This is a genomic window from Paenibacillus sp. FSL L8-0502 (genome assembly GCF_038593055.1).
Classification (GTDB): domain Bacteria; phylum Bacillota; class Bacilli; order Paenibacillales; family Paenibacillaceae; genus Paenibacillus; species Paenibacillus polymyxa_D.
Genome location: NZ_CP151958.1, coordinates 3,121,640 through 3,136,643 on the forward strand (window position 1 = coordinate 3,121,640; position 15,004 = coordinate 3,136,643).

16 protein-coding genes and 1 pseudogene are annotated in these 15,004 nt (G+C 43.3%); 3 read left to right on the forward strand and 14 right to left on the reverse strand.

The window, feature by feature from the left end; all coding sequences use genetic code 11:
• Positions 1-313 precede the first annotated feature (313 nt).
• From NSQ57_RS13230 to NSQ57_RS13240, 3 genes and pseudogenes are all read right to left on the reverse strand, one after another.
• The gene (locus NSQ57_RS13230) at positions 314-3,385 is read right to left on the reverse strand and encodes a X2-like carbohydrate binding domain-containing protein (RefSeq protein ID WP_340885609.1); all 3,072 of its coding nucleotides are present in this window, start codon (positions 3,383-3,385) and stop codon (positions 314-316) included.
• A gap of 448 nt (positions 3,386-3,833) precedes the next feature.
• Positions 3,834-4,995, reverse strand: a pseudogene (locus tag NSQ57_RS13235) (amidohydrolase).
• A 169-nt stretch (positions 4,996-5,164) separates the two neighbouring features.
• The gene (locus tag NSQ57_RS13240) at positions 5,165-5,674 is read right to left on the reverse strand and encodes a GNAT family N-acetyltransferase (RefSeq protein ID WP_029517475.1); all 510 of its coding nucleotides are present in this window, start codon (positions 5,672-5,674) and stop codon (positions 5,165-5,167) included.
• 116 nt (positions 5,675-5,790) lie between these two features.
• On the opposite strand from NSQ57_RS13240, the gene xerS reads away from it, so the two are divergent.
• Complete coding sequence (xerS, locus tag NSQ57_RS13245) at positions 5,791-6,891, forward strand: tyrosine recombinase XerS (RefSeq protein ID WP_029517474.1); 1,101 nt, start codon at positions 5,791-5,793, stop codon at positions 6,889-6,891.
• Between the two features lie 4 nt (positions 6,892-6,895).
• On the opposite strand, the gene mobB is transcribed toward xerS, so the two are convergent.
• From mobB to NSQ57_RS13260, 3 genes are all read right to left on the reverse strand, one after another.
• Positions 6,896-7,444, reverse strand: a complete 549-nt coding sequence (gene mobB, locus NSQ57_RS13250; RefSeq protein WP_029517473.1) for a molybdopterin-guanine dinucleotide biosynthesis protein B — start codon at positions 7,442-7,444, stop codon at positions 6,896-6,898.
• Positions 7,441-8,718, reverse strand: a complete 1,278-nt coding sequence (gene glp, locus NSQ57_RS13255) for a gephyrin-like molybdotransferase Glp (protein ID WP_029517472.1) — start codon at positions 8,716-8,718, stop codon at positions 7,441-7,443. Before glp ends, mobB begins: the two co-directional genes overlap by 4 nt.
• A 195-nt stretch (positions 8,719-8,913) precedes the next feature.
• Entirely contained in the window at positions 8,914-9,153 is a 240-nt protein-coding gene (locus NSQ57_RS13260) for a helix-turn-helix transcriptional regulator (RefSeq protein ID WP_029517471.1), read from the reverse strand.
• A gap of 88 nt (positions 9,154-9,241) precedes the next feature.
• Between NSQ57_RS13260 and NSQ57_RS13265 the strand changes: the two genes are divergently transcribed.
• The gene (locus NSQ57_RS13265; RefSeq protein ID WP_016820733.1) at positions 9,242-9,457 is read left to right on the forward strand and encodes a helix-turn-helix transcriptional regulator; all 216 of its coding nucleotides are present in this window, start codon (positions 9,242-9,244) and stop codon (positions 9,455-9,457) included.
• A gap of 269 nt (positions 9,458-9,726) precedes the next feature.
• Here the strand turns inward: NSQ57_RS13265 and NSQ57_RS13270 are convergent, their stop codons facing one another.
• The 4 genes from NSQ57_RS13270 to NSQ57_RS13285 are packed head-to-tail and all read right to left on the reverse strand — an operon-like array spanning position 9,727 to position 11,783.
• Positions 9,727-10,461 carry a hypothetical protein gene (locus NSQ57_RS13270; protein ID WP_069011746.1) on the reverse strand — a complete coding sequence of 245 codons (735 nt, stop codon included), beginning with the start codon at positions 10,459-10,461 and terminating at the stop codon, positions 9,727-9,729.
• A 5-nt stretch (positions 10,462-10,466) separates the two neighbouring features.
• Entirely contained in the window at positions 10,467-10,598 is a 132-nt protein-coding gene (locus NSQ57_RS13275; protein ID WP_256026089.1) for a hypothetical protein, read from the reverse strand.
• Positions 10,571-11,119 (reverse strand): accessory gene regulator B family protein, encoded by a 549-nt coding sequence (locus NSQ57_RS13280; RefSeq protein WP_069011745.1) that lies wholly within the window; start codon positions 11,117-11,119, stop codon positions 10,571-10,573. Before NSQ57_RS13280 ends, NSQ57_RS13275 begins: the two co-directional genes overlap by 28 nt.
• Complete coding sequence (locus NSQ57_RS13285) at positions 11,070-11,783, reverse strand: hypothetical protein (RefSeq protein WP_029517468.1); 714 nt, start codon at positions 11,781-11,783, stop codon at positions 11,070-11,072. The genes NSQ57_RS13280 and NSQ57_RS13285 overlap by 50 nt, the downstream gene beginning before the upstream one ends.
• Positions 11,784-12,049: 266 nt before the next feature.
• Here NSQ57_RS13285 and NSQ57_RS13290 point away from each other — a divergent pair, with 266 nt between their 5' ends.
• Positions 12,050-12,277 carry a helix-turn-helix transcriptional regulator gene (locus NSQ57_RS13290; RefSeq protein ID WP_029517467.1) on the forward strand — a complete coding sequence of 76 codons (228 nt, stop codon included), beginning with the start codon at positions 12,050-12,052 and terminating at the stop codon, positions 12,275-12,277.
• Between the two features lie 139 nt (positions 12,278-12,416).
• Here the strand turns inward: NSQ57_RS13290 and NSQ57_RS13295 are convergent, their stop codons facing one another.
• From NSQ57_RS13295 to NSQ57_RS13310, 4 genes are all read right to left on the reverse strand, one after another.
• Positions 12,417-13,172, reverse strand: coding sequence for a DUF4247 domain-containing protein (locus NSQ57_RS13295; RefSeq protein WP_029517466.1), 756 nt, complete (start codon positions 13,170-13,172; stop codon positions 12,417-12,419).
• A 13-nt stretch (positions 13,173-13,185) separates the two neighbouring features.
• Positions 13,186-13,692, reverse strand: coding sequence for a DUF4178 domain-containing protein (locus tag NSQ57_RS13300; protein ID WP_029517465.1), 507 nt, complete (start codon positions 13,690-13,692; stop codon positions 13,186-13,188).
• Positions 13,693-13,716: 24 nt separating this feature from the next.
• On the reverse strand, positions 13,717-14,124 hold the full coding sequence (locus NSQ57_RS13305) for a DUF350 domain-containing protein (RefSeq protein ID WP_013310484.1): 408 nt from the start codon (positions 14,122-14,124) through the stop codon (positions 13,717-13,719).
• A 131-nt stretch (positions 14,125-14,255) separates the two neighbouring features.
• Positions 14,256-14,924 (reverse strand): PspA/IM30 family protein, encoded by a 669-nt coding sequence (locus tag NSQ57_RS13310; RefSeq protein ID WP_010348252.1) that lies wholly within the window; start codon positions 14,922-14,924, stop codon positions 14,256-14,258.
• Between the last annotated feature and the right edge of the window lie 80 nt (positions 14,925-15,004).

Sequence of the window (15,004 nt, forward strand, 5' to 3'; positions counted from 1 at the left end):
TAGAGACGCTTTTTGTCTAAGGACAGGAGCGTTTCTTTTTCGAGATAAAAGAACATGCGTTCCTGTCGGTGCTTCTTTTTTCTACTTAAGGTGGTGTGTTTGTTTTGTGGAGATCGTATGCGAGCAAGAGTTTTTTCTATTATGAATTTTTCATATAGTGAAATAATTATACTATATAATTTGATCTCTATTAGTTGCTGTTTTCAACTTGTCGTTGCTTTTTCCTAAAAAAAGAATGCGGACAATAAGATCGTCAAAAATAAAGCCAGCTCACTCATTAGAGTGGCTGACTTAGGATTATCCTTATTAAGGTTTAGGGCTCAATTCCCCATTGCTTGCTTCCAGACAGATAAGCGGTTATTTTAGCAGAATCTTGTAAACTGTTTGCTGTAGGATTAAATGAATAATCATCGGTCTGTGTGTAACTGCTCCAGTCCTCTTTGGATATCCGGGTTTGCAAATCCACACTTTGACCAGGCTCTAAAGAACCCGCAGCCGATTTAAACCCAATTTCTGCATAAGAGTCTGCCCCTGGCTTCGCATTGGATAATGTTTTGAAGCTAGCAATCACATTCCCTGTACCGACGCTCGACCAATCCGTGAAGAAATTTTGTGTTTTCTCCCCGTTAATGGTGTAATAATAACGCAATGTCACATCTGCTAGGGAAATGGATGAGGTTCCCGTATTGGTTATTTTAAATTTGGAACTGATTGTATTACTTGTGGTGGATACATTCCCATTGAAGGTTTGCACCTTCAGAACGCCCTCGCCTGTTCCCGGCTCACTTGGCGTATCCCCTTTCACCGTAATCGTAAACAACACATCATTGCCTGTACTAAAATGGAAGTTTAGTGCTGTCTCTCCTTTAGGAAGTTTAGATAAATACTTGTTGGTAAGAACGACTGTTTCCTCACTAAGCGTATAATCTTCACCTTTGTTCAACACCACACTCCCCTGCTTGATCGCTTCCAGCGTATTGCCGTTAAGTGTTAGCTTGACAGTAATATCTGTATTGTTGTTATTCACTCCATAGGTTGCAGTCGTTGGTGTAATACTTGCTTGCCCGGTAGATGGCTGATCACCACCCACACGATCTGCCACCAGAATGCCGCGGCCATTCGTTCCCAGATAAGCACGTCCATAAACCCGCGGGTCCCCAATAATTTTGGTCACTCGAGCATATTGATGTTTGTCATCATTAATGCGCGCCCAGTTTGCACCAGCATCGTCCGATCGGTAAAATCCACGTGTACCATCTATTTTACCAACGATAAATACCGCTGCATACGTGCGGTTCGGCGCTGCCTTACCAAAGCCTACAAAATCCGCTTCCTGCACATTAGAGAGCTTGGTGAACGTAGCGCCGGAATCGTTGGAATGCCATAAACCATATGGCCCCCCATCCTCGGAGCCTCCGGCGAACCACACATCTCCTTCTGCTCCTCGTACAGCATCAATATCAGCATTGCCTGCTGTCGGTAAGCCAGTTACCGCTGAAGGCGTAAAGGATACGCCACCATTGGTGCTCACATATATTTTCCCGGAGGCAAATGCGTAATATTTATTAGGGTTCACTCGGTCAGAGACGATCTTTGCATTCGCTGGAATCCCTGTGCTTGCTGTCCATGAGTTGCCACCAGTTTTGGAGTGAAACACACCTTTGTCTGATGTACTCCACAGCAAGCCATTACCATCAGCCGCTACGGCGATACTGCCTCCTCCTGCTGTACCTGAAGGCTCGCTATTTGCTTTATACCAGTTGGCTCCGCCATCATTGGAAAAACCGATGGATTTGGCATTTGGATCTTTTTTGTAATCTGCTTTACCTACCCGGGCCATAAAGGAAGGGTTCAGTTCGGCATAATCAATGCTTTCGCTGCTTGTAAAGGTCGGATTATCCAGCATTTTAGCTGGAGCCTTGAATAAATCGTCATGTCTGAATCCAGAGACATCACCTACTGCGCTCACCAAAGGCGCACCGGTTGGAGGGCTCACCAGGTCCAAAATCGCCGTTTCCTCTACCCCTTTAGCGGCTACTGAAATATCCAGCTTTCCGCCTTTATCCCAATTGGTTAGATTTTTAGAGCCATAAATCGTAGCTCCGGTGCCGTACAACATATGGTCTGAATTAAATGGATCTATCTCCAGATCACCGATCATCCACCCCAGCTTGGGCGATACTTCCGGTGGAGCCGGGTTGGCATTGAAAGTCAGCCAAGGCGCACCGCTTATATCCAGATTATATTTCAGCTTGCGAGACGGATAACCATCAAATTCCCAAATAGGACTCCAGGTTGCCCCACTGTCCGTGCTGCGGTAAATCGTTTCATCCGGCCACCAGGCATTCAACGTAGCAACCATAAGTGTACCTGGCTTCTGGGCATCCACCGTCAGTCCACCATATCCAAAATGATTGTCCGCGCTACTGCTACCTATGGGGCTAATGTTAGTCCACTGCCCGCTGGCTGTATTTAATTTCCACAGTTCACCCTTTGATCCATCATATGGACCTGCTCCATCGCTATAAGAAATATACAGATTGCCGTCCGGTGATAACACACCGTGATGTGGCAAATAGCCCGTAGGCTGTCCCGCTATAGCAGACCAGGTTGTCCCGCCATCTGTACTGCGATAGACACTTTGCTTTTTATCTGCTACACCTACATAGATCGTCTGCGTTGCTTTACTCGAAGAGCCTGTTTTTTTGTCAAAGGTGATCCAGGCTAAACCGACAATGTCGCTGGTATATTCATTGGAAGGGTCCTGTACATACGTCCCTGGATTTGGGAAACTGCTCACCTTGCTCCAAGTTGCTCCAAAATCAGAGCTTTTCCATAGTCCATTACCACTTCGAGCTCCAAAGAACAAAATATTATTCCTATTTGGATCAATCGTCAGACGTTCCCCCATCGAGCGCCCCGGCATATTGCCCCCCACCTTAAAAGGAAGCTTGGTCGTCTGCCACGTATTGCCCCTGTCGGTGGAACGCATAATTTGCCCGTTTTGTTTATCCCATGAATTAGTATACGTACCTGTAGCTATATATACACGGTTTGGATCAACAGGATCAGTCGCTAGTGCATCGACACCATTTTTGTTCCAATCCTCCCAGCCCACAGAATCCGTCAGCGGAATCCAGCTCTCATTGGCAGCATTCCACCGGTAAGCCCCTCCAATATCTGTACGTGCATAGATCAGGTCTTTTTCCGTTTCATTAAAAATAATGCCAGGTACAAAACCACCACCTCCACCCGTAACGACACTTTTCCAACTGTAATCGTCACTTGAAGCAGCATGAGTCGGCGCTATCATTCCTGTCCAGGAAGCACCCGCTACCACAAGCGCCAAACAAGCAATCTTCAACCTGTTTTTTGCCTTAGTCAATGAATTCAACCTCCTTCTTCATAATCATTTGAATATACGAATTCGTTCCTATCGTTATCGTTGCTTCTCACAATTCTGACAAATGTTCTCTTAGACTCACCCCCATTCATCCCAATAAATATAGTGCAACACCCAATTTGTTAGCGCTTACACTGTTGTCATGCTCAATAGATTCGTCATCTTTTTTTCATTTCCTTGTACGAAAAATCAAGATCATGCGATATTATCTCCTGCTCCGCAGCTTATAGTATGAGGTTTAGACTTCCTTCAGAGTTAACACCTTTTATTTATTTCTATTATGAATTTTTCACATAGTGAATTAATTACTTTATTTTCATTCTTTATGGGTGTCAAAATACTTGGATTTACAACAAAAAAACCGCGCTATGCGCGGTTCCAGCTTCCGTTACTTCCGTTAATACTGGCTTTAGTCATAAACAAATGCATATTATTGCAAGTATTCAAGCGCCAGAGCTAAAAAAATATGCCCTGAGACGAGCAATGCCCGCTCATCAAAATCAAAGTGAGGATGGTGATGAGCAAAATGCGTTCGTTCATCCTCATTACGGGCACCTACATGAATGAAGGCTCCCGGTCGTTGCTCCAAAATCCTCTGCTCCCATGACCGGCTTCAAATCCAAAAAAGCGTCTGCTCCATACAGTCTGCCGATGAGCTCGCGTACACGTTCCGTTTCGACTTCGGCATTCACCAAAGAAGGATAGCCATTCAAATAGTCCATTTCGTATCCGGCATGATAAGCCTCAGTCAACCCCTTGACGATACTGCGAATTTCATTCTCGACTTCCTTACGCACTTCCTTATTAAACGTACGTACAGTCCCTTCAATTTTGGCCTTATCTGCAATCACATTAAAGGCAGTTCCAGCTTGAAATACCCCAATCGTTAACACTGCTGATTCAATAGGGTCCACCCTGCGACTAACCACCTGCTGCAACCCGTTCACAATTTGACTGCCGATAACAATAGAGTCTACCGTCTGGTGCGGTCGTGCGCCATGCCCGCCTTTACCGTTGATCTGGATCGTAAACGCGTCGACAGCCGCCATCGCAGGCCCACTCTTTAATCCAATTTTACCAAAAGGAATTTCAGACGCGAGGTGAATACCGTATACCGCCTCTACCCCTTCCAGACAGCCATCCTCAATCATAAACTTGGCTCCGCCAGGCGGTTTTTCTTCTGCATGTTGAAAAATAAACACAAGCTTTCCCTTCAGCGCCTCACGGTTATGGCTCAACACGCGTGCCACTCCAAGTAATGCAGCCGTGTGACCATCATGCCCGCAGGCATGCATAACACCCGGAACGGTCGATTTATAAGGCACTTCCTTTTCATCCTGAATAGGAAGTGCATCAAAATCAGCACGAAATGCAATCGTTCTACCTGGCTGACCGCCTTCTAAAAACCCGAGCACACCGTTTCCACCCACATTCGTTCTTACCTCAATACCAAAAGAGCGCAATTGATCGGCGATAAAAGCAGATGTATTCGTTTCTTCAAAAGAAAGCTCGGGATGCTGATGTAGATGTCTTCTCCACGCAATCAGCTCTTGTTCACCATCTTTTAATTCCTGAACCCATTTTTCTAGCATAATACCCTCTTTTCCTATTGAATTTATATGCTTCTATCCTTATCTTACCATGAACAGCCTGTAGAATGTAGCTCTCTTATCATAGAAGACTTGAATTTACAACAAAAAAGAGCCGATAGGATACTCTCCCCAACTCTTTTTCATTACTAACTTATCTATTTAGAATTTTTCAGGTATTGAAAAACTGACTAATGTTTCCTCTTACGGGATGTGTCTGTTCCCTGTACTCACCTTTCGTATAGCTTCCAATCACCTTACGCCAAAAGGATTGTGCCGGCCTATTCGTACTCATCTGGGTCACCTTCCAACGTCCGTTAAAACGTCCAAACAGCTCATGAGCCGCCCAAGTCCCAACCCCATTATGCCGATAAGGACGAAGTACAAAGAACTCAGCCATGTAGTAGTCAGCTTCTCGATTGCTGGACATTCGGTCAACGAGTGCAAAGCCCACAGGAACATCCTGTCTCCAAATCAGAAAAGGCAACTTCTGTTCGCCGCTCGTCCAATATTGATACAAGTCTGGATAAGCCGGGAATGTCCCCTTCTCAGTGACATCAATTCGAAGATAGGCTGTAAAATCGTACAAATAAAATTGCATGAGCTGTACAATAATGTCCTTTTGCGACTCCGGTACACTCTTAATAGACAGCTTCAGTTCCGATTTGATATTATACCCCATACTTTCACCTCTCTTGGCGGTTCAATCCATTCTTTAACTTCGAATTACATCCCATCCAGTGCTGTTCAAAATATGCTAAAATACATATATATTATGACCGGACGAGGTGGAACCCAATGAATATACAAAAGATCATCGACCGGCGCAAACTAGATGAAAAAATGCCGGGATTACCATGGTACGTGCAGCAATTTATGGATTATAAGCTGCCCGACCTGTCCCCTTCCACACTACTAGAATATGTGCGGGATTACGAAGCTTTCTTTTCATGGCTTCGCTCGGAAGGCTTGTCTGCCGGAGAAACGAATGCCCAAGTTACACTTGAAGAGTTGGAGACACTTCACATGGACAGTATTACAGGCTTTCGATTATTTCTGTCTACTAAGCTCGAAGGCTCCAACTCCCGTATAACCATTTCACGTAAGCTGTCGTCTCTGCGTTCGCTTTTTCATTATTTAAGTCAGATCGCTGAAGATGAAAATTTTTATCCATTGCTCAAACGCAACATTATGGCCAAGGTCGAAATCAAGCGTATACATAAACCCAAGGATACGGCGGCCAAGCTTAAAGGTAAAATACTGGAAGAGGAAGAATTGCTTGAATTCATCGGTTATATTTATGAAGGCTATGGTCAGGATTTGGCCGATAATAAGCAGGCGCTATACTCCTATGAACTAAATAAGGAACGGGATGCCTGCATCGCCAGCCTCATTTTGAACTCAGGCCTGCGCGTATCTGAAATCGTCAATCTGAATCTGGATGATTTAGACATAAACAATAAATTATTATATGTGTATCGCAAAGGCAATAACGACGAAACCTTTAAAACGCCGGTGTATTTCCGCGAGCAATCCAAAGATGATCTCGTACTTTATTTGTCCCTGAGACATACCCGTTACCGCGCTCCAAAAAAAGAAAAGGCTCTCTTTGTCACACGTCCTAACGGGAGTACAGAAGGCAAACGGATGACCAAAAGAGCGATTCAGGCAATGATCATAAAGTACGCCAAGCGTTTCGGTAAGCCTTACCTTACCGTGCATAAGCTTCGTCATTCCTTTGCTACTGATTATTATTTACAAAATGATATTTACAAAACAAAGGAACAACTGGGGCACGCTTCGACAGAAACAACAGAAGTGTATGCCCACCTGACTGACAAAACCATGTCCCAGGCGATCGAACGGCGGGTAGAGACTCTAAGCGACTCAGCCGATTGATGTCTCACCCCTGCTTATTCCTCATTCCTTCTATCTGCTTTTGAATCTGTTCGAGTAGCCAGCGGCCTGCGGGTCCGTTGGCCTCAGCAGGAAATATTTGTATCATTTCATCTGAGTAGTGATGTTGAGCCCAATCCATTTGATGCTCCCAAACCGCTACCCCCTGTACATTTGTCAGCTTATCGGTAAGCTGAGCATCCGATTGTTCCTTAACCATGACCAGCTTCGGATAATCCTCCTGCTTGAAGCCTTCCAGCAACACACAATCATAGGCCTGAAAATGCCGTATCAGACTGGTGACAGGCTGACTATTCTCCTCTAAAATAGCTGTTCTTCCAGCCGAAACAATAGCTACGCCTTCAGCACCCGCCTGTCGGTGCTTATACGTATCAGTACCCTCATGATCCATTTCAAATTCATGTCCATCATGCTTGATCACTGCTACGCGTAGACCTGACTTCTGCACATAACGAATTAACCCTCCGAGAAAGGTCGTTTTCCCCGTATTTTTGAATCCGACGATTTGACATACAAATGGATGTTTCGTATTCACGTTACCTGTCCACCTTGTAATACCAGTACTCGCACCTCTTCACCTTTGCGTAATCCTTCTGTTGTAGGAGGAATCACGATCAGACAGTCGCTGTCCTTAATGGTCACCATGACACTAGATTCATCTGCTCGCGCAGGAATCGCGTATACTTGTCCACCACGTATCTCCAAAGAGCTGCGTACAAAGCGTGTATAGTTGTTTACCTTCGTATAATCTGCGCCTAACTTCGCCGTCCAGGTTTGTAAATATGGATGTGCCGAAGATAACATCATTTGGATCGTCGGCCGTACAAACAGCTCACAGCCTACAAAGCACGCACCGGGGTTGCCTGAAAGCGCAAATAACAGCTTGCCGTCAATCACTGCGGCTGTGGTCACACTTCCTGGACGCATCGTAACTTTGTTGAACAGCATATTCACATCTTCCTGTCGTACCAGGTCACCCATAATATCAAAATCCCCCACCGATACTCCTCCACTCGTGACCACGATATCATAGGCAGCTATGGCTTCACGTACAGAGGTACGGGCAAGACTCAAATCATCATGAATGGCTTGTAAAATGAACGGCTCTCCTCCTGCCTCTCTGATTTGAGAAGCCAGCATATATGTATTACTGTTTCGAATTTTTCCCGGTTGTAACGGCTCATCCACTGCGAGCAATTCTGACCCTGTGGAAAAGACAGCCACCCTTGGCTTCCTGTAAACAGGCACCCGATGTACACCAAAAGTAGCCAGTACTGAGACATGCCCCGCTCCCACGCAAGTTCCCTTACTGAGCAAAAGCTGACCTTCCTTAATCTCATGACCAATTTGTGTCACATTTTTGCCAACTTCCATACGCTTCTTTAAGCCAACATATGTCTGTCCATTTTCCTCACGCAGCTGTGTCGCCTCCAGCATAACCACCGTGTCCGCTCCTTCAGGTAGTTGTGCTCCTGTCATGATGCGGGCTGCCATTCCCGTCTCCACCCGCTTGTCCGATACAGTGCCACAAGGAATTTCATCAATCACGTGTAGCCAGATTTCCTGACCGGTCGAACAGACTTCAGTGTCCGAGGCAAGGATCGCATAGCCGTCCATACCAGAACGACGAAAGCGGGGATACGGATGTGGCGCAGTCAAATCCATCGCCAGATAGCGACCATGTGCTTGCTCAAGCCCTACGTCCTCCCTTTCACCCTGTTTAACATGACTAGCTATCCTGCTTTGTGCCTCTTCCACCTGAACTGCTTTACGCTGGAATTTTTCTGCGTTTAATGATGTATGATTCATATTCTCACTCCGTTCTTCTTAAATGCCCTCTTTCTGTTATAACGCTAAAACCGTTATCTGGCAAATCCAAACGGTATTTATTGAATTGCTCCAAGTCTTTATCCGCCAAAAAACAGCCTGGATATCATATCGCGGCTGTTTTTGGTAGATTTCAGTTTTTAATTTTGCGTATCATCCGGTCATTTCTCTATTTTATTAGTTTATATTAATTTTTCCGAAATAGATTGAATCTATTGAAACCTCATATAACGAGGACATTTGCTGTGCTCGAGCTATTGTTAAATCGGATGAATCTTCCTCTATATGTTTTAATTCATTCATTGACATACCAAGTATATTGCAAGCTATTAACTCACTATATCCTGAAGCGAGTCGTGCCATCTTTATTGTATAAAAGCTAGTGCAAGTTACATTTTCATTTTTATCTGCAACCATCCAATCAACTCCACAATATAATTGATAAAAAAGTAATTTACCTGTATACTCTGAACGAAACACTTTTCCCCTGTTAGGAGCAAGTAAGGTGCAAAAACTTACTCGGGGGAAATGCCTTTTGAAAGAGGAACTCAAATCTCATGGACGCACTCAATCATGGCTCGCCCGACGAACTGGATATTCGCGGCAACAAATATCCAACTGGATCGCGGGACGTGACAAAATGTCATTCGAGGCGGCAGTCCTCATTTCTAGGATATTGGAGTGTAAAGCTGAGGACTTATATGAGTGGGAACTTGCCTGACAAACAGGCATTTCCTTCGGGGCATTTGTACATGCCGGCATTTACAATATATATCCCGCTTTCACCCTCCTTTTCTTATATGTAGATTGTTTTCACCTTTATTTAAAAGATTGTTATTTTTTTCATAATCAATTTTATCACATGGAAAATGATTAAAAACGGGAAATATGTCGAATTAAATCGAACCCGTCCGGCTTATCCTAGTCTAACTGATTATTGACTTATTCATTTAAATCTGGTAACAAAAATGACCCCTGAATTTTCATGGGTCATTTCCACAGTTTTTTAAGCGCTTTAAGTTTATTATGAGACATCGAGCAAGTGAAGTCAGATCCTTCGAATCGTACCAGCCCTCCAAATGCGTTAGACTCAATTTCACAAACCAAGTCGAGATTTATCAGGGTATCTTTATAAGCTGGATATAGATACGGAAAAGCTTCCCTGCAAGCCTGTGCGGTTAGCCCGATTGTATAAGAACGATCTCCAGAGTTGAAACGCGGGACATAATAATTTTTTTTAGGTTCCCACATATCCACACTGTGCATATTCATTACCTTAAAAAAACCGCTCACTGCTGCCTTACCCACTACCTTAATTTCCGATCCGAAAATATAACGAATTTCTCTATCGGCATTCATTGCATCTGCATATATTTGTCTCCATCGAGATAAATTTGCTGAATTTATACTTTCTTTAATGTCTTGATTTTTAAAAACAACCTGCCCCCCTCCATAATCTCCCGTAATGATCTTGTCCACTTGTGTGATGTTAACCAAATTAGATCCGTCCAAATTGCAAAAAGTGGGTAAGCCTACGGAACATTCATGGAGGGTGGTGGGAACTGTAAATCTTCCATGAGAAGTATGAAAAAGCGGAATGTGATAATTGCTTTTAGGCTTCCACAATTCAATCGCAACTAGGTGATTCTCACAAAAAAAAGAGCAATCTCCAAGTGAATTGTCATCAAGCAATGGAGTGGCTAGGATTCGCTTTCCCTCTTCCATTAAATTCAGTTCTTTTCTGTTTTCTTCAGCTCAGCTGGTACAGGTTTAGCGCCAAAAATTGTTTTTTCTTTTTTCGTAGACTCGTTAGCGTATTTACCAAGGCTTATACTTAAAGCTCTCGCCAATTTCTTATCCATTTTCGCTCACCTCCTTTCCATAAAGGAAGAATACTGAATGCTTGTATAATTAAAGCTAAACATATTATGTGAGATTGTATAAAAAAATTTAATATGCAAACCAAAATACATATCGTTTTATAATATTTGTGATGTTTGGTCTTATTAATATAGATAAAATGATTGGGAGCATATAGTACAATCACTAATAATGAACAAGCGTTAATTATCAAAATCGTTGCTAAACTTAAAGAGACAAAAGGTATAGTTACACATATGGCCGTTGTAAAGAAGACACAAAGTGTAAGGTTGCTGAAGTGTACCCCTCCTGAAAATCTCCTTACAAACATGATCGTAGCCAGAGCTAGTAATGCCCCCCAAAAATGTCCTGTTATCCATCCTATAACTGCGACCATGAGCACTGCTGAAATTTCGGTAATTTTTATACCAATCGCATACTCCATCACTTCAACACTTGTGGGTCCATCAGGATCAGCTTTCTTTATTTCTGATGCGATGTGCCTCGATAGCGTTTCTAGCATCCTCGTAATCTCCTTTCTCTGATAAGAAGTACGATATTCCAAAAGTTAGTAATGAGATGGAAAGTAATCCTATCGTATTGGAGTTATAGAGCATATACAAAGTAACAAAAATAGTGACAAATGATATTAGGGACCCTATAATGAACATTTTATTTAGAGATGCTAGGTAATTTTCACCTTTCAAAAAATCATGTGGGGGTTGAATGATAAATGAGAATCCAAAGTTATATTTACCCATCACAAAAGAAATAAAGTACGCAGTAAGGATGGAAGACAACTGTATAACGTATATAGAAGAGCCAGCTGTATCACTTATAACACCTGGCTGTGCTACTCCGAAAAAGTTTGCAAATATATATACAAATAGCTGTAGGTTAATGTAAGCTGTAAGACCGGAACCAGCAGAAAAAGCCGCAAGATATGTTTTGATCCCTAAACCAAATCTTAAAAAGAGAACCATTAACAAATACTGAAGCGGAAAATCTAATTTAGGCATGCCTATTACTTCTCTCATGAGAAAGGAAAACAAAGTTATGCCAATTGCATAGAGAAGTATTTTTCTTCGATTTTCCCACACGGGGAGCATATAAATCTTCAAGACCAAAGTAACTGCCGCTAAAGCATCGAAAAAACCAAGTAAAATATATAAAAAAGCAGATAACACAGTTACACCATCCTCCTATTTCGCCTGATGTAATTGTATATTTTACTAATAGATGTGGCAATGAAATAATCTAGTAAATTGGATTTTTTTGTATAAATATGAGGTGGAATTTTCTTCCCCTAGCTTTCTTCTTCAAACTCGACACCCATTTATACTAACAAAAAAAGTCACCCCAAGTGAGCGACGTTGCTTTTGCTAATGTATTATGTTGGTTTTTTTTCGATATCAAGGTTATAATCTACTTAATTTGGGGTGGAGGGATTATAGTGGCTTTAAGTGACAATTTTAAAAAATTACGTATAAAATATCATTTGACTCAACAAGAACTTGCTGAGATCGCTGGGGTTACCAATAAAGCAATTTCAGCTTGGGAGAGCGGACTTTCTGAACCACGGATGGGTGCTATAGAAAAGATAGCTCGTCATTTCCATATCAAAAAAAGCAACATTATTGAAGACGATGGTATTGAACACATAAGCTCTGATCAAGTGTAGGTCAAAGTAGACGGCAATAAAATCGAAGCAAAGGAGCACCGTTCAATTCACTTTAGGTTATATCAAACTACAAAAAAGGAACTGTGCAACAGCTCCACAGTTCCGCAAACAACTTTAGAAGAAAATAAAATTTTACCCATTATCGTCGACTTCGTCGGCTGATTTTACCTGAACCGCTACGTGTTTTGGGCTTACTATAAGATTTACGCGGCGAATCAAATATGCTGGAACCGCCGCTGTCGCTCCGGTCACGTGAAATCGAGCCTCTGCTCGGTGAACTGCTGGACCCTCTGTCGAACAAACTTCCGCTTGACCCAACGCTAGAATCCGAGTTCTTCCCTCTACGGGTAACCGAACCTTTCCGCTCCACCGTAATCGGCGGAATCGCCTTTTTCTCCTGCACTGTAGGAGCACGATATTGGCCCTGAGAAGGTCGGTATACATCTCTGCTGGAGTAGCCCCGATAGGAGCCTGAACCACGTAAGGAATCAAACAGAGCATCCAGCACAGTTGCGGTTAAGTATCCTTTTAAAAAGCTTGAACTGTAATTTTGTTCTACATACTTTTTACTGTCAATTTCAATGAGTGTATCTTCCTTCTTAGCTGGATCTTGCTGCAAATGGTACCACTCATCGCTATATACCAGAAACATCCGCTCATTGCTCTGCGGTGACATTTGTTCCGGTGTACGCTGTTCTTTCAATTCCTCCGCTACTTCCGGGACTGTCTTGCCAGCTGCCCGGTATACATACGAGGTTGAATTTCCGCTGCCACTAACCGATTCCAGCGGATACGTATCCTTTACACTTGGCGCGCCGCAACCGCTTAACACGGATACGAACAAGCTCAGCGCCACAAAGACCTTTAATGCATACTGCCAGGTGCGTTTGCTCATGTGTAACCCTCTCCTAGCTTGCCCGAATAACCTTGACGTCTCCGGTAATCACTTCTTCTCCTTCATAAAGCATAAAGCGACCGTCCTGCCACTCTACCCGCAACAAATGGTAATTATCAGACTGGTACTGCCAAACATGCTGCTCTCCACCCTGTCGGAAAGGAGCACGGCCCATGACGGTAACTTGCCCAGAATATTGCTCCTCCAAATGATACGTTGTATCATCCAGCTCTAAAATGGTCGGCACTTCCTCAGGGTTGTCAAGTCTGCCGTCGATGGCCTGATATAGTCCGAATTGCAGTGTTTCCCGTTCCTCTATATGAAGATAACTGATTTGATTACCATCCTGAAGTGTCAAAACAACGGCATTCCGGGCACGATTATGTACACGACCTACCACTTCATAGGTGACAAGCGAAACTTCACAGATATCACCTGGATTTAAGTGAAGCATGCTTTTCTCTGCTTTTGGCGGCTCCGGCTTAGCAAATAGATTTGAAATTCGTTTCCAAACACCCATGGTTATATTCCTGCCTTTCTTAGCCTAGAAGCATGCTGTAATGATCAAGGCGCCAACCAGATGCAGCGCTCCTGAAAACAGGCCGAAACCAATTTTACCTTCCTGTGTACCTTTATCCAGATCAAACTGGGCCCAGTACCGCAACAGCAGACGTACAATAACTTCCAAAACAAGCAGGATGACAAAAGCGATCACAGAATACACAAGCGCTTCGAGCAAATTATTAGCTGTAGCGATAGAGCCTGACAAAATATAGCCTTGTGCAACCAGCTTCATAATCATTCGTACCGTTACGGCCATATTTCCAGCTTTCACTTCGGCAAAATCCTTATACTTCGTGAATAAAGAGTCGACATACATTAATGCGAAGATCAAAATAGCTCCCGCACCAGTCCATACAAGCATTGCTTTCATCGTTTCTAAAAAATGCATTTCATACCATCCTCCACATCTTCTTGACCTTCATATAATGTTTTACGCCTGCGGGCAGGGAAAAGCGAAGGAGAAAACGTTTCTCCTTCGCTTCCTGAGCAATCAAACTTGGCGGCACTGCTTAAATGTTCTTATTTATTTTCGTATTGCTTCAACAAAGCGGCAAGCTCATCGTCCACGGCGCTTTTCTTATCCAGCTCTTTGAACTCCTCATCCAACGATTTTTCCTTAGAAGACATTTCGTTGCTCGCTTCGGCACGTGCTTCTGCTTGCAGCATTTTTTCCTCCATACGCTTCAATCCGGCAGTTGCCGTATCAGAGCTAAAACCGTTCATAGCTTTGTTAATTTCAGTTTGCGCTTTAGCTGCGTTATAACGGGCAACCAGTGTCTCGCGCTTGTTTTTCATTTCTGTCAGCTGTCTGCGCATTTCATCCAGCTTGCCACGCAGGTTATCGGCCGCAGCTTTGTTCTGTTCGTAACCAGCTTTGAACTCGTTCATTTTTTGTTCAGCAGATTTCTTTTCTTCCAGCGCGCGACGGGCCAGATCTACATTTTGTGCTTTTGCAGCGGTATGTGCCTGTTCTTCGCGTTTCTTTACCAAAGCAGCCTGTTCTTCGTATTGCTGTTTGAATCTCTTTTCAATAGCAATTTGAGCGGCTACCGCTTTCTCTGCATCTTCCAGGTCCTCTTGCATATCACGAATGTATTGGTCCGTCATTTTAACTGGATCTTCTGCCTTGTCAATAATGGCGTTAATGTTGGACATCGTAAGATCTCTTAATCGTTTGAAAATAGACATGTGAAGTTCCTCCTAGAGTTGAATGCTTAAATTTTAAGCTCTGTACACATGTTTACGCAAGCTTTGCAAAGAGGGTTTCA

Bases quoted from the DNA above. Each gene is read 5' to 3' on its own strand.
- NSQ57_RS13240 (WP_029517475.1), bottom strand. From the start codon at position 5,674: ATGGGGTATAATATCAAATCGGAACTGAAGCTGTCTATTAAGAGTGTA.
- xerS (WP_029517474.1), top strand. From the start codon at position 5,791: ATGAATATACAAAAGATCATCGACCGGCGCAAACTAGATGAAAAAATG.
- glp (WP_029517472.1), bottom strand. From the start codon at position 8,718: ATGAATCATACATCATTAAACGCAGAAAAATTCCAGCGTAAAGCAGTT.
- NSQ57_RS13260 (WP_029517471.1), bottom strand. From the start codon at position 9,153: ATGGTTGCAGATAAAAATGAAAATGTAACTTGCACTAGCTTTTATACA.
- NSQ57_RS13270 (WP_069011746.1), bottom strand. From the start codon at position 10,461: ATGGAAGAGGGAAAGCGAATCCTAGCCACTCCATTGCTTGATGACAAT.
- NSQ57_RS13275 (WP_256026089.1), bottom strand. From the start codon at position 10,598: ATGGATAAGAAATTGGCGAGAGCTTTAAGTATAAGCCTTGGTAAATAC.
- NSQ57_RS13280 (WP_069011745.1), bottom strand. From the start codon at position 11,119: ATGCTAGAAACGCTATCGAGGCACATCGCATCAGAAATAAAGAAAGCT.
- NSQ57_RS13295 (WP_029517466.1), bottom strand. From the start codon at position 13,172: ATGAGCAAACGCACCTGGCAGTATGCATTAAAGGTCTTTGTGGCGCTG.
- NSQ57_RS13300 (WP_029517465.1), bottom strand. From the start codon at position 13,692: ATGGGTGTTTGGAAACGAATTTCAAATCTATTTGCTAAGCCGGAGCCG.
- NSQ57_RS13305 (WP_013310484.1), bottom strand. From the start codon at position 14,124: ATGCATTTTTTAGAAACGATGAAAGCAATGCTTGTATGGACTGGTGCG.
- NSQ57_RS13310 (WP_010348252.1), bottom strand. From the start codon at position 14,924: ATGTCTATTTTCAAACGATTAAGAGATCTTACGATGTCCAACATTAAC.